The sequence below is a fragment of the Bradyrhizobium sp. HKCCYLRH3099 genome (assembly GCF_051167855.1).
Lineage (GTDB): Bacteria > Pseudomonadota > Alphaproteobacteria > Rhizobiales > Xanthobacteraceae > Bradyrhizobium.
On the sequence record NZ_JBNPTW010000006.1, the window covers coordinates 169,138 to 181,315 of the forward strand.

A 12,178-nucleotide genomic window follows, 5' to 3' on the forward strand; every position below is an offset into this window, starting at 1 on the left:
ATGTCATGAACGTCGATAAAGCAGTTCTCACCTTCGCCGGGTTCGTCGTCCTGCTCAGCCTCGCGCTCGGCTGGTACGTGAATCCATACTGGTTCCTGCTCACCGCCTTTGCCGGCGTGAATATGATCCAGGCCTCGTTCACCGGCTTCTGTCCGGCGGCGATCGTGTTCAAGAAGCTGGGCTTGAAGAGCGGCAACGCATTCTCCTGAGCCGGCGGGAAGGTGGGGCGAGATGAGAATGAAGCGAGGACATCATGGCTGACTCGGACGAAACCTATATTGTCGGGCCGCTCTACAAGGCGCGCGACAAGGTCTATCCGGCTGCCGTGCACGGCCGCTTCCGGCGTATCAAATGGACGATCCTGTGCATCACGCTCGGCATCTATTATCTGCTGCCGTTCGTGCGCTGGGACCGCGGACCCGGAATGCCGAACCAGGCGGTGCTGGTCGATTTCCCGCATCGCCGCTTCTACTTCTTCTTCATCGAGCTGTGGCCGCAGGAGGTCTATTACTTCACCGGGCTGCTGATCATTGCGGCTGTCACCCTGTTCCTGATGAATGCGGTGGCCGGCCGGCTGTGGTGCGGCTATCTCTGTCCACAGACGGTGTGGACCGACCTGTTCTATGCGGTCGAGCGCTGGGTCGAGGGTGACCGGCGCGAGCGCATGATGAGCGACAAGAAGGGGTGGACCTTCAGCCATATCCGCAAGGTCGCGACCAAGCATGTCCTCTGGATCATGATCGGCTGGTGGACCGGCGGCGCCTGGGTGCTCTACTTTGACGATGCGCCGACCCTGGTGAAGGACCTCGCCACCTTTCAGGCGCCGTTCACGGCCTATCTGTGGATTGGCATCCTGACGGCGACGACCTACATGTTTGCCGGCCATGCCCGCGAGCAGACCTGCATCTACATGTGCCCGTGGCCGCGCATCCAGGCAGCGCTGACCGACGAATGGGCGCTCAACGTCACCTACAAGGGCGACCGCGGCGAGCCGCGCATGTCGGTGAAGAAGGCGGAGGCGGCGCGGCTGCAGGGCGCGCCGGCCGGCGACTGCGTCGACTGCCATCAATGCGTCAATGTCTGCCCGACCGGCGTCGACATCCGCAACGGCATCCAGCTCGGCTGCATCCAGTGCAGCCTGTGCATCGACGCCTGCGACAGCGTGATGACCCAGATCGGGCGGCCGACCGGCCTGATCGGCTACGACACCGACATCAACGTGGCCAGGCGCAAGGAAGGCAAGCCGGAGATCTATCGCATCATCCGGCCGCGCACGATCATCTATGCGAGTTTCATCGCCATCGTCGGCGGCATCATGCTGTACACCTTGGCGACGCGCGGCACGATGGGCATCAACGTGCTGCACGAGCGCAACCCGCTGTTCGTCCAACTGTCCGACGGCGGCGTGCGCAACGACTACACGGTGCGCCTGCTCAATAAGCGCGGCGCGCGCGACTTTGTGCTCGACGTCGTCGGCCTGCCGAACGCCAAGGTCACTGTCGCCGGCGAGACCCGTGAGGCTGACGGGCGGATGGTGATCGATGTCGGCCAGGACCAGACCCGGGAGATCCGCGTCTCGATCGAGGCCAAGGGCGCCGATCTGCCGGCCACACCCGTCGACATCGAGATCAGGATCACCGATCCGGCGACGGGCACCTCGGTCAGCGCGCGCGATCACTTCGTGCCGGCGACGCGATAGCGGGGCAATGGCCGAGTCGCCGAGTGCGGGGCCTCATGGTTCGAGACGCGCCGCGGACCACGATCTAACCTCGCATTCGCGCTCTCGGCGCGGCGCTCCTCACCATGAGGGGCGAGCGTCGAGGGCGATGCCGCACACCGGGCCATGAACAAGCCAAGAGCGTGTGCACGGTCCGGGTTCAGCTCCGCAGGCCCAATTGCACGTTGACGATGAGCGGACGACTTCCTCTCCTCACCCTGAGGAGGCCGCCCTCGGCGGCCGTCTCGAAGGGCGAGGCCCAGCTGTTGCCCCACAACTCACAGCTCGACGAGTGCCAAGCCTGATGGGGACGTTCACGAAATCAAACAGCGCATTCAAGAGCGATCGTCCGAACCAGACATCGTCAAGCGCTCCCGCGACGCGATGCGCCCGAGTGGCTCCAGTTCGTTCCGCCCTTTCGATAGAGAGGGCGCAGGGAATGCCGGGCGCTGGCCGCACCCATGGCCCGCCTGCAACACAAAAAGCAGGCGGCAGTCACCACAGGTTCAGCCGAGATCACCCGGCATTCCCCGCGCGATGGTTTTCACGCTTACTACGCGATCTCCCCGGTGTCCGGCTTGTTAGCCACCGTCGTCAGCGGGATCATCGCCCGCGACTTGACGCCAGCATCGGGGCGCCAGGACCACGCGTCTTCACGTCCGCAGCCAGCCGTTCGTCGGCGCACTGAAAGCACGCTGCGACATGGCCGCGGCCACCGCATCCCACCCCGCGTGTCGTGACGATCGCGATGCGCCCCTCTCATGGGGCGGGACGGCGACATATAATCATGAATTCGGAAAAATGGCAATATAAATATAATTTGCCGAAGCGCGGGCCGCTCCATCTCGCCAAGCCACATCCGCCGCGGCGTATGGGTCCCGGGTCAGCGTCCGCCAACGCTTCGCGTTGTTGGCCTTGCCCGGGACGACGGGGAGAGTGTGGCGCGCGTGTGTGCCATGGGCGATGACGTGCCTGATGAGCTGGCGCCTTCATCGGCCAACCCCCCCCCGCTGTCGTCCCGGACAAGCGCGCTCAGGCAACGCGCAAGCGTTGTGCTGAGCGCGCGCCGATCCGGGACCCATACTCCCAGGGAGATGTGTGAGGCACGATGGCCACGCCATCTCGCCAAGCCACGTCCGCCGCGGCGTATGGGTCCCGGGTCAGCGTCCGCCAACGCTTCGCGTTGTCGGCCTTGCCCGGGACGACAGCGAGAGTGTGGCGCGCATGTCCGTCACTCGCAGCTCAGATGCGAGCTGTTGCGTCAATGTCCGGCTCAATCCGGCGCGGGCAATTGCGGCACGCGGGCGAGGCCGACGCCTGCCGTGCGGTGCTGGAACATGCGTGCGATCAGGTCCGCGGCCTGGCGCGCGGCGTCGGCCGGCGCGAGCCCGCCCTGGCGGACGTTGGAGATGCAGTTGCGCTCGGAATCGACGCGGCCGCGGCGCGGCATCCAGGTCAGATAGAGGCCGAGCGAGTCGGCGGCGGTGAGGCCGGGGCGCTCGCCGATCAGGATGAGCGAGGCGGACGCGCCGAACATTTCGCCGATGTGGTCAGCGAGCGCGACGCGGCCTTGCGACGCGACGATCACCGGCGACAGGCTGCGGCCGGTGGCGGCGAGCAGGGGCATCAAGGCGTCGAGCACGGGCAGGGCGTTGACCTGCACGGCGCGGCTGCTCAATCCGTCCGCGACCACCACGACGATGTCGGCTGGCGCGCGCGCCTCCGACAGCATCGCCTCGGACTCCGGCGACAGCAGGCGGCCGGCGTCGGGGCGTTGCAGGTAGACGCTGCGGTCGGTGGCACGGCTGTGGACGGCGAGCGCCGGCCAGCCATGGGCGCTCAACTCGGCCGCGAAGCTCTCGGCCTCGAACGGCTTCAGGACGGCATCGCGGGCTTCGGCATGCGCGGCCTGGAAGGCGAGATGCGCCGAGGTCGGCACGCCCGGACCGCATCGTCCGAGCGCGATGCGCGCCTCGGTGTAGCGCGACAGCGAGGTCCAGTCGTCGGGAGAGGACGTCGCAGGCGCCTTGATGTCATCCGAGCCGCTCATCACTCGGCCTCCAGCAGCGGCAGTGCGGGCATCAGCCGCGCCGGCTCGAAGCTTAGCTCACCTTTGGGATCGCTGATGCCGGTGGCCGCAAGCCAGGCCTCGAATTCCGGCGCCGCGCGCTTGCCGAGCACCTTGCGCACATACAGCGCATCATGGAACGACGTGCTCTGATAGTTCAGCATGATGTCGTCGGCGCCGGGGACGCCCATGATGTAGGTGCAGCCGGCGACGCCGAGCAGTGTGAGCAGGGCATCCATGTCGTCCTGGTCGGCCTCGGCATGGTTGGTGTAGCAGACGTCGCAGCCCATCGGCAGGCCCATCAGCTTGCCGCAGAAATGATCCTCCAGCCCGGCGCGCATGATCTGCTTGCCGTCGTAGAGATATTCCGGACCGATGAAGCCGACGACGGTGTTGACCAGCAGCGGCCGGTAGCGCCGCGCCACGGCGTAGCAGCGCGCCTCCAGCGTCTGCTGATCGACGCCGCAATGTCCTGCCGAGGACAATTCGCTGCCTTGCCCGGTTTCGAAATACATCACATTGCCGCCGTCAGGGCAGCGCTGCAGGCTTTGCGCGGCGGCGTAGGCCTCGTCGAGCAGCGCCAGCGTGATGCCGAAGCCGCGATTGGCCTCCTCGGTGCCGGCCAGCGACTGGAACACGAGGTCGACCGGCGCGCGGCGCTCGATCGCCTTCAGCGCGGTCGTCACATGCGCGAGCACGCAGGACTGGATCGGCGCGTTCGCGGCCAGGCGCAGCGTCTCGATCATGTCGAGCAGCCGGATCATGGTCTCGACATCGTCGCTCGCCGGATTGATGCCGATGGTGGCGTCGCCGACGCCATACATCAGCCCGTCGAGAATCGAGGCTGCGACGCCCTTGGGATCGTCGAGCGGATGATTGGGCTGCAGCCGTGTCGCCATCGTTCCGGGCAGGCCGATGGTGCAGCGGAAGCGCGTGACCACCTCGCATTTCGCCGCGACCGTGACGAGATCCTGCAGCCGCATGATCTTGCTGACGGCCGCGACCATTTCGGGAGTCAAGCCCGGCGAGACGGCGGAGAGCATCGTCGCGTCGGTGGCATCCGACAGCAGCCATTCGCGCAAGCCGCCGACAGTGAGGCTTGCGACCGGAGCGAATGCGCTGCCGTCGTGCTGGTCGACGATCAGCCGCGTGATCTCGTCGCTCTCATAGGGAATGACGGCCTCGGTGAGGAAGTGCCGCAGCGGAAGATCGGCAAGCGCCATCCGCGCGGCGACGCGCTCGGCCGCGTCCTGCGCGGCGAGCCCGGCGAGCACGTCGCCGGAGCGCAATGGGGTCGCCTTCGCGAGCAGCGTTCTCAAATCGTCGAAGCGGTAGGTCGTGCCGCCCAGCGTGTGTGAAAAACCCATGGCGGCTCTCCTCACAAATTGGGCTGGAGTGACCCGGACGGCCGGAGCGATTCATTGCATGGCCGGGCCCGGAAAACGGAACGGGAGATCATGTCAGGGCCTCCTGGATGTCATGCAACGCATCATGCCACTTATCATGCACGATATATGCCCGCATCCGATGACCAATTTGCTGCAGGGTCGTCTCTGGTCTGCCGGGTTGCGCCGGCTGCGCACATGGCTAAGGTCGCGCGCCGAACAACGCAACCCGAGGGAACTCCGCCATGGCGCGTATCCGCTGTATCACCGAGATGGGTATGGGCGTCGACGTCCATGGCCGCGACGCCACCAAGGCCGCCAGGCGCGCGGTATCGGATGCGATCCGGCATTCCAGCCTCGGCTTCTTCCGCATGGTCGGCAAGACGCCGCAGGACATGCTGGTGGACGTCACCATCGGCGTGCCGAACCCGGAGGCGGTCGATACGGCGGCTGTCGCCAAGGAATTGCCTTACGGCACCGTGACGGTGACCGCGGTCAAGGGCGGGCTCGAGATCCCGGCCGAGGCGGGCAGCGACGCCATCATCATCGCCAACGCCGCGGTGCTGGTGCATCTCGACGACGGCAAGTGAGCGGGACCCAGCAGTCCCTGTCTTTGGTGCCAGCATTGATTGACGAAGCACATGGTCAGCCGCGCCGAAATCGAGAGACAGAACCAGTATCTGTTGCGTCAGCAGCACGACTTTCGGCGGGCCGCGGATATCGTGACCGACGCGCTGGCCGCGGCCGAGGGCCGAGCACGGCCAATCATCAAGTCGAGGTCTTCCTGATCGAGCCCGCGACGGATCGGTATCTCGGACGCCTCTGTAACTATAACACCTGCCCCAAGGGCAAGCCGAAATGCGACGTGCCGGGATGCGGCAAGATTCCCTTCAACAAGGTCGTCGACGGCTTCGAACCGTTCCCGGACCTGTTGGCGGCTGCGAGCTATGCGACCCTGTATCGGCGTGGTCAGGGCCGTCTCCGCTCCGCCCTCGATCTGCCTCAGCCGATCGAGGGCGAGTGAAGCGCAGACGCACGGCCGCTCACGGCGCGTGATGGTCGGCGACGGCCGCTTCGAGCCGCGGCTTCATGGTGCGGAAGCGCGCGTCGATCTCCTCGGGATGGTCGCGGTTGAGGGTGATCATGGCGCGGCGGGTCTCGTTGGCGCGGATCACCTCGCGGGCGCAGGACGCGAGGCCGTCGACCAGCGCGTCGGCGACCATCTCGGGTGTCTCGCGCGCGAAGCCGAGCTCGGGACCGGCCTTGTTGCTCGCCATCATCGGCGTCTCGGTGGCGCCCGGGTAGACCGTCAGGACGCGCACGCCTTCGTCGAGCAGCTCGCGATGCAGGGCTTCGCCGAACCGGGCGAGGCCGGCTTTTGCCGCCGCATAGGTCGCGTAGAACGGCGCGCCGACCAGGGCTATGCCGGAGGATACGTTGACGATTGCGCCGTCGCCGCTGGCGCGCAACAGCGGCAGCGCCGCGCGGGTCCACAGGATCGGGGCGAGCAGGTCGACCTCGATCATGGCGCGGATATCGGCGATCTCGGTTGCTTCGAGGCGCCCGGCGTGGACGTTGCCGGCATTGTTGACGAGGATGTCGAGCCGGCCGAAGCGGTCGCGCGCCAGGGCGAGCGCCGCAGCACAGGCCGTCTCGTCGGCGACGTCGCCGGTGAGCGTCTCGATTCTGACGCCGTGGCTCGCCGCGAGGGAGGCGGTCTCCGCGAGCTTGGCCGCGGTGCGGCCGAACAGCACGAGGTGAACGCCGCAGGCGGCGAGGGCGAGCGCGGTGGCGCGGCCGATGCCGCTGCCGGCGCCGGTGATGAGCGCGATCTTGCCATCGAGGGTCATCGCATCAACTCCTTGTTCAAACGGCAGCGGGCAGGGCGAGCGCGGCGAGCGCCGCGTCCGGCTCGAGCCGGGTGCGATAGTCCGGGCTGACATGGGCACGCAGGATGCGGCCGCCCTTGGCGATGACGTAGGTCGCGGGCATCGGCAGCGACCAGCGGCCGTCGCCATTGTGCACGGGCAGGTCGTGGCCGAATTTCTGGTACAGCGCCTTGATCGGCGCTGACAGTTCGTAGCGGATGCCGAGCGCGTCGGCGAGCCGGCCCTCGGTATCGGACAGGACGTCGAAGGCGAGCGCGTTCTTCTCCGCGGTCGTCAGCGTGTTGTCGGGCGTTTCCGGCGAGACCGCGACCAGCCGTGCGCCGCGCGCGGTGATCTCCGCGAGCCGAGCCTGATAGGCGCGGAGTTCGAGATTGCAGTAGGGACACCAGCCGCCGCGATAGAATGTCACGATGAGGGCGCTGTCGGCCATCAGCGCCGCGAGGTCGGTGATCCCGCCTTTGTGGTTGGGCATCCGGAGGGCAGGGAAGGGGGCGCCCTGCTTGACGGCGCGCGCCGCGAGGTCTTCGAGCGTGGCGTTGTCGGATTCGACGAGCTGGGCGATGTCGTCGCCGACACGCGAGGTCCAGGCCGTCTTGAAGGCATCGAGTTCGGTTTGCAGGGACATGATGGTGATCCTTTGGAGAGAATTCGGCGAGCGGCTTGCTCGGTCTGCACCTCTCCCCGCTTGCGGGGAGAGGTCGGATCGCATCGCCAGATGCGATCCGGGTGAGGGGGGTACAGGTCTCGCCGCGGAGACTTCCCGTGCGGGTGCCCCTCACCCCGACCCTCTCCCCGTGAAGGACGGGGAGAGGGGGCGCAGCGTCGCTGGGGCAAGGGATTGGCTCACATCGAGCGGACTAACTACGCAGGGGCTGGGAGTTCTCCGACTTTCTCAGCGTTGCCCGGCCGTCATCTGCTGCATTAGGGCGTTGGCGCTGGCGCCTTCGAGGGCGAGGCCGTAGCCGACTTCGCGGACGATGCGCTCCTTGAGCGGTTGGACGAAATGGATGCGGCTGTTGCGGCGGGTGACTTCGGGCTGGCGCAGATAGAGCGCGGCGAGCTCGCGGGCGAAGGCGACCGTGTTGCCGTCGTCGGTGATGTGGTTGACGACGCCCCAGCTCAGCGCCTCCTGCGCCGACAGCGGCTGCGGGTTGAGCAGGAACGCCTGCGCGCGGCCGGCGCCGGCGCGATACGACCAGGTGGTGAAGATGCCGTCGCCGGGCACGATGCCGCCGGCGAAATGCGGCAGATCGTTGAAGGTGGCGCTGCGGCCGGCGATGATGACGTCGGCGAACAGCGCGTATTCGGTGTGGATGTGGGCGCGGCCCTCGATCGCGGCGATCAGCGGCACGCGGATGTTGGCGATGTTCTCCAGGATCTGCGTGCCCTCGTCATGGACGCGCGACCAGACATTGGCGTCGCCGACATTGCCGAAGCTGGCGAAGTCGATCTCCGCCATGTAGTCGCCGATACCCGTCAGGATGACGATCTTGTTGTCGCGGTCGCGGCCGATCTCATAGAAGGCGTCGGTGAACTCGGTATGGTCGCGCGCATCGAAGCGGATCGGTCCGCCATCGCTGTGCATCTCGACCAGCAGGACTCCCTCCGCGTCGCGGCTCAGGCGCAGATGGGCGAAGCGGGTGAAGTAGGACGGGGTCATGGCTCTCTCCGTGGCGATGGGCGGCGACGTGCCGGCCGTTGCTGTCGGAAGGACAATCGCGCATTCGGCACGCTTGGATAATTGGCGGCGGTCAGATATCATTCATACGATTTTCGTATGGATGGTTGTCATGGATCTCCTGGGACCGATGCGGACCTTCGTGCGGGTGGTGGAGGCCGGCAGCTTCACCGCCGTCGCCACCGAGCTGAACACGACGCAGCCGACCATCAGCCGCCAGATCGGCGCGCTGGAGGATCACCTGCGGACGCGGCTGTTCACCCGCACGACGCGGGCGCTCACGCTGACCGACGACGGCCGGGTGTTCTACGAGCACGCGCTGCGCGCGCTGGAGGCGGTGTCGGAGGCCGAGGGCGCGGTTGGGCGCCGGCGGCAGAAGCCGTCCGGGCTGTTGCGGCTGGCCGCGCCGGTCGTGTTCGGCCGGCTGCATGTAGTGCCGCGGCTGCCGGCGTTCCTGAAGCGCTATCCGGACGTGTCGATCGATCTGATCATGAGCGACGGCTTTGCCGACCTGGTGGAGCAGGGCATCGACGCCGCCATCCGCGTCGGCGAGATCACCGATCCCGGGCTGATCGCACGGCGCATCGGCACGGTGCAGCGCGTGACCGTGGCGTCGCCGGCCTATCTCAAGGCCCACCGTGCGCCCAAGGTGCCGGCCGATCTCGCCGAGCACCAATGCATCGTCTACACAAGGCTCGCCACCGGAAACCGCTGGCTTTTCGAGGGCGCTGACGGACCGGTCGCCGTCGAGGTGAGCGGACGCTATCGCGCCGACAATTCGGAGGCCGTGCGCGACGGCGTGCTCGGCGGGCTCGGCATCGCCGTGATTCCAACATTTGCCTTTTCGCAGGAGATCGAGAGCGGGGCGGTCAAGGTGCTGTTGCAGGATTTTGCGCCGCGGCCGCTGCCGATGCACGCGGTCTATGCCTCGCGGCGGTTCGTGCCGCTCAAGGTACGCGCGATCATCGATCATCTCGCCCACGAATTCTCGCTCGACGCGCGGCTGTCATCCTACACGGCGTGATGCCGCTGGGGCGGTGCTGGAACAGCATCCGCCGCCCATGCGTTCGAACCGGCAGATAAGCCGACAACGATCGGCGACACGCCAGGAGATTTTTCATGGAACGCACGATCATCGGCCATTTCGCCACCCGCCGCGCCGCCGAGCTCGCCGTCGAGCATCTGGTGCAGGACCACGGCATCGCCCGCACCGACGTGTCCGTGCGCGCCGCAGGCGAAGCCAACAGCGCCGGCTCGAAGGCCGCCGGCGCCGACGTCGAGAGCGGCCATCCCGGTGTCGACAAGCAGGGGGCGCCGGAGCTCGAAGGCGAGATCGAGGTGTCGGTCGGCGGCCGCGCTGCCGGCTCGGCAGACGTGGAGGGCATCATGAGGGAGGCGGGAGCGCGGAGCGTCAGCGCGCACTGACGGCATCGGATGCGCCTCGCGCCGATCTCAAACGCAAAAAGGCCCGGGCGCGTGTTTGACGCGTCCGGGCCGGTTGTTGTCAGTGCAGCGTGCTCCCGCGAGAGCTTTCCTCCTGCGCCGCGATCCAGGCGATCACGGCCTCGGAGAAGCCGTTGACCCGCGTCCAGGGTCCGTATCCGACCCCGTGCTGGTACGACGCCACGTTGACCATGGTCCCGCGCGCCTTGGGCTGCGGCACCGCATCGTGGCTCTGCTCGTCCGTGAAGACGATCAGGCGGTCGCCCTTGCGGTCGACCTCGCCCACCGCACGTCCGAGATAGGTCCCGGAATGCGGCTGCGATCCGAGGATCGCATCGCGCAGCGCGAAGCCACGCCGCGGCGGCACCTTCACGACCTTGTCGCTGAACGTGAAGATCTCCACCTCGTCGCAGACCTCGCGGGCGAGGATCGCAAGCCCGCACGCGGCCTCCGCGCGCGTCATCTCCGACTGCGCGGACAGCCTTGCGAACATCGAGCCGGACACGTCGATCAGGAGCCGCGTGCGGCCTCGCAGCCGTGCATAACCCTTGATCGACTTCAGCATCGCCTGCTCGAGCTCCGGCTCGACATCAGGCGCGTGCCGCGCCGCCGTGATGAACCGATACGGCAGGACACGGTCCGTCCGCATCGTCTCGATCGCGGCCGCGATGGCCTCGCGCGACACCCCGGCCTGACGCATCAGGCGCAGGTTGCGCAGCAGCGCCAGCGCTCCGAGCCGCCTCTCGGCGAGCAGCCGCTCGAAGCTCTCCCGCTTGTCCGCGCCAGTCGAGAGCGCGACCTCCCAGGTGTCGGGCGAGGGCAGCTCGCCATCGACGAGCTGCTTCCACACCGCCTCCTGGGCCACGTCCTTGGGCCTGGCGTGCACCAGGAACAGGACGTCGCGCAGTCGCACCGGGCCCTCGCGGTCATATTTCGCGAGCTGATAGGCGTCGAACTTCGCGAACGCCTTCGCCAGCCCCTTCTTGACCTGCGCCGACACCGGCTGCCGCTTGCGCTGCTGCTGCGGCCCGAGGGAGTCTGCCCAGTAGATCGCGAGTAGCTCGGTCATCTCGTCCGGCCGCTGGATGATGCGCGCAAGCGTCTCGGCGACCAGCGCACGGTGCTGGGGCAGCCGCGCCATCTCGCGGGCGACGAGCAGCGGCGCGTGCCGCAGCTTCATCTCCTCGCGCGCGCGGACCGCAAGCCCGGCGACCTCGCGCGGCTCGACCTGCGCTACGAGCGACGTGATCCGATCGGCGATCGCGACCCCGTCCTCGTAGAACTGGTCCTCCCACAACAGGCAGCTCATCAGCGTGCGCTGCAGCGCCTGGACGGGCGCGAGCTGCCGGGACGGCGCACCCTCATGGGTGAAGGCGCGCAGGGACTTGTTGAGCCTGACCATGATGGCCTCCTCTTGGCTTGGGTTGATGATGGATGGAGTCGCCGGAGTACCGGCCAGTGCGCATGATGTCGGTTGAGATCGCATGCGATAGGAACCACGCGCCGGGAACGGGCGAATGCTGAGGTCCGCTCCACTCGCGTGGAGCGGCTAGTGCTCTGCCGCTGAGCTACCGGCGCATGGAACGCCGGGTGGGAGTCGAACCCACGACCTCTCGATTAGCAATCGAAGTATCAGCACTCTTCACCACGGCACGTGGAGAACGGGACGCAGAGGATATCTGCGCCGTCTCTGAGATGACCGCCTTTCGTCGACGATCGGTGACATGGATCACGAGCCGGGAACGGGCGACGACTGTACCCGGTCCACTCGCGTGGACCGGACAGTGCTCTACCCCTGAGCTACCGGCATTTGCGCCGGGCGGGACTCGAACCCGCGACACCTGGCGTGGCAAGCGAAGTAACAGTCGTCTTCACCACGGCTCGTGAAACTGGTCGGCGGGGAACGGGTGATGCTGTTGCTGCCCCAAGGGGGCGCTCGGTTTCAACGAAGTAACAGACATCCTCACCACCGCCTGGCCGCCCGGCGGTCGCTGGACG

At 67.2% G+C, this 12,178-nt stretch carries 13 protein-coding genes and 2 tRNA genes; 7 read left to right on the plus strand and 8 right to left on the minus strand.

What is annotated here, in order from left to right; all coding sequences use genetic code 11:
- Positions 1 to 5 precede the first annotated feature (5 nt).
- Together ACQR1Y_RS14975 and ccoG are read left to right on the plus strand one after the other, a co-directional pair.
- Positions 6 to 209, plus strand: a complete 204-nt coding sequence (locus ACQR1Y_RS14975; RefSeq protein ID WP_434875733.1) for a YgaP family membrane protein — start codon at positions 6 to 8, stop codon at positions 207 to 209.
- Positions 210 to 253: 44 nt separating this feature from the next.
- Positions 254 to 1,699 carry a cytochrome c oxidase accessory protein CcoG gene (gene ccoG, locus ACQR1Y_RS14980; protein ID WP_434875734.1) on the plus strand — a complete coding sequence of 482 codons (1,446 nt, stop codon included), beginning with the start codon at positions 254 to 256 and terminating at the stop codon, positions 1,697 to 1,699.
- A 1,291-nt stretch (positions 1,700 to 2,990) separates the two neighbouring features.
- Here the strand turns inward: ccoG and eutC are convergent.
- Positions 2,991 to 3,767: an ethanolamine ammonia-lyase subunit EutC gene (eutC, locus tag ACQR1Y_RS14985; protein ID WP_434875735.1), complete on the minus strand. Its 777-nt coding sequence runs from the start codon at positions 3,765 to 3,767 to the stop codon at positions 2,991 to 2,993.
- The gene (locus ACQR1Y_RS14990) at positions 3,767 to 5,152 is read right to left on the minus strand and encodes an ethanolamine ammonia-lyase subunit EutB (protein WP_434875736.1); all 1,386 of its coding nucleotides are present in this window, start codon (positions 5,150 to 5,152) and stop codon (positions 3,767 to 3,769) included. Before ACQR1Y_RS14990 ends, eutC begins: the two co-directional genes overlap by 1 nt.
- A 263-nt stretch (positions 5,153 to 5,415) precedes the next feature.
- On the opposite strand from ACQR1Y_RS14990, the gene ACQR1Y_RS14995 reads away from it, so the two are divergent.
- The 3 genes from ACQR1Y_RS14995 to ACQR1Y_RS15005 all read left to right on the plus strand — a co-directional run bounded on the left by ACQR1Y_RS14995 (position 5,416) and on the right by ACQR1Y_RS15005 (position 6,194).
- Positions 5,416 to 5,760: a Lin0512 family protein gene (locus ACQR1Y_RS14995; RefSeq protein ID WP_035655349.1), complete on the plus strand. Its 345-nt coding sequence runs from the start codon at positions 5,416 to 5,418 to the stop codon at positions 5,758 to 5,760.
- A 51-nt stretch (positions 5,761 to 5,811) separates the two neighbouring features.
- On the plus strand, positions 5,812 to 5,958 hold the full coding sequence (locus ACQR1Y_RS15000; protein ID WP_434875737.1) for a hypothetical protein: 147 nt from the start codon (positions 5,812 to 5,814) through the stop codon (positions 5,956 to 5,958).
- A gap of 77 nt (positions 5,959 to 6,035) precedes the next feature.
- On the plus strand, positions 6,036 to 6,194 hold the full coding sequence (locus ACQR1Y_RS15005) for a hypothetical protein (RefSeq protein WP_434857293.1): 159 nt from the start codon (positions 6,036 to 6,038) through the stop codon (positions 6,192 to 6,194).
- Between the two features lie 19 nt (positions 6,195 to 6,213).
- Here ACQR1Y_RS15005 and ACQR1Y_RS15010 read toward each other — a convergent pair whose 3' ends face one another.
- From ACQR1Y_RS15010 to ACQR1Y_RS15020, 3 genes are all read right to left on the minus strand, one after another.
- Complete coding sequence (locus ACQR1Y_RS15010) at positions 6,214 to 7,020, minus strand: SDR family NAD(P)-dependent oxidoreductase (protein ID WP_434875738.1); 807 nt, start codon at positions 7,018 to 7,020, stop codon at positions 6,214 to 6,216.
- Between the two features lie 16 nt (positions 7,021 to 7,036).
- Complete coding sequence (locus tag ACQR1Y_RS15015) at positions 7,037 to 7,684, minus strand: peroxiredoxin-like family protein (RefSeq protein WP_434875739.1); 648 nt, start codon at positions 7,682 to 7,684, stop codon at positions 7,037 to 7,039.
- 267 nt (positions 7,685 to 7,951) lie between these two features.
- A complete protein-coding gene (locus ACQR1Y_RS15020) occupies positions 7,952 to 8,719 on the minus strand; it encodes an enoyl-CoA hydratase/isomerase family protein (protein WP_434875740.1) in 768 nt (255 codons plus the stop codon).
- A 130-nt stretch (positions 8,720 to 8,849) separates the two neighbouring features.
- Between ACQR1Y_RS15020 and ACQR1Y_RS15025 the strand changes: the two genes are divergently transcribed.
- Together ACQR1Y_RS15025 and ACQR1Y_RS15030 are read left to right on the plus strand one after the other, a co-directional pair.
- Positions 8,850 to 9,761: a LysR family transcriptional regulator gene (locus ACQR1Y_RS15025; protein WP_434875741.1), complete on the plus strand. Its 912-nt coding sequence runs from the start codon at positions 8,850 to 8,852 to the stop codon at positions 9,759 to 9,761.
- A gap of 95 nt (positions 9,762 to 9,856) precedes the next feature.
- Positions 9,857 to 10,162 carry a hypothetical protein gene (locus ACQR1Y_RS15030; RefSeq protein ID WP_434875742.1) on the plus strand — a complete coding sequence of 102 codons (306 nt, stop codon included), beginning with the start codon at positions 9,857 to 9,859 and terminating at the stop codon, positions 10,160 to 10,162.
- A gap of 79 nt (positions 10,163 to 10,241) precedes the next feature.
- On the opposite strand, the gene ACQR1Y_RS15035 is transcribed toward ACQR1Y_RS15030, so the two are convergent.
- The 3 genes from ACQR1Y_RS15035 to ACQR1Y_RS15045 all read right to left on the minus strand — a co-directional run bounded on the left by ACQR1Y_RS15035 (position 10,242) and on the right by ACQR1Y_RS15045 (position 11,836).
- Entirely contained in the window at positions 10,242 to 11,582 is a 1,341-nt protein-coding gene (locus ACQR1Y_RS15035; RefSeq protein WP_434875743.1) for a TROVE domain-containing protein, read from the minus strand.
- Positions 11,583 to 11,679: 97 nt separating this feature from the next.
- Positions 11,680 to 11,758, minus strand: a tRNA-Glu gene (locus ACQR1Y_RS15040).
- A gap of 1 nt (position 11,759) precedes the next feature.
- A tRNA-Ser gene (locus tag ACQR1Y_RS15045) sits at positions 11,760 to 11,836 on the minus strand.
- Positions 11,837 to 12,178 lie beyond the last annotated feature (342 nt).